Raw genomic sequence first — 385 nt, forward strand, 5'->3', positions numbered from 1 at the left:
CTCCAGGGTGCGGGAGCGCTCGGCCGCCCCCCAGTCGCCGTCCGGGCGCGAGCCGGCCGCGCGCAGCCGGGCCCGCGGCGGCCCGGCCTGCCGGTAGGTGCCCGGCGGCTGCTCGCCCGGCCGGTGCTGGCCCAGGCGTCCCGGGCGCCAGGCGAGCCCGGGCAGGCGGTGGCCGCGGTCGGCGCCGAGCAGCCGGGGGACGCGGCCCGGGTCCGCCTGGTCGGCGTGTCCCCCCCGGCCAGTCATGTCGGCCAGTACCTGGGTTTTCTCGGCCAACTCGCGCTTGATTTTGCGGTCGTCTCCGGCTTGGCGCTTGACGGACGCCCGGGTTCCGCCGTTGTCCCGAACCTGCCACACGCGGGTTCCGATCAATCCCTATGTGTTC

General features: G+C 76.9%; 1 protein-coding gene. It reads right to left on the minus strand.

What is annotated here, in order from left to right:
- On the minus strand, positions 1-246 hold a 246-nt coding region (locus V5O49_RS16990), incomplete at its 3' end, for a hypothetical protein (protein WP_332903256.1).
- Between the last annotated feature and the right edge of the window lie 139 nt (positions 247-385).

The sequence above is a fragment of the Isoptericola haloaureus genome (assembly GCF_036689775.1).
GTDB classification, from domain to species: Bacteria; Actinomycetota; Actinomycetes; order Actinomycetales; family Cellulomonadaceae; genus Isoptericola; species Isoptericola haloaureus.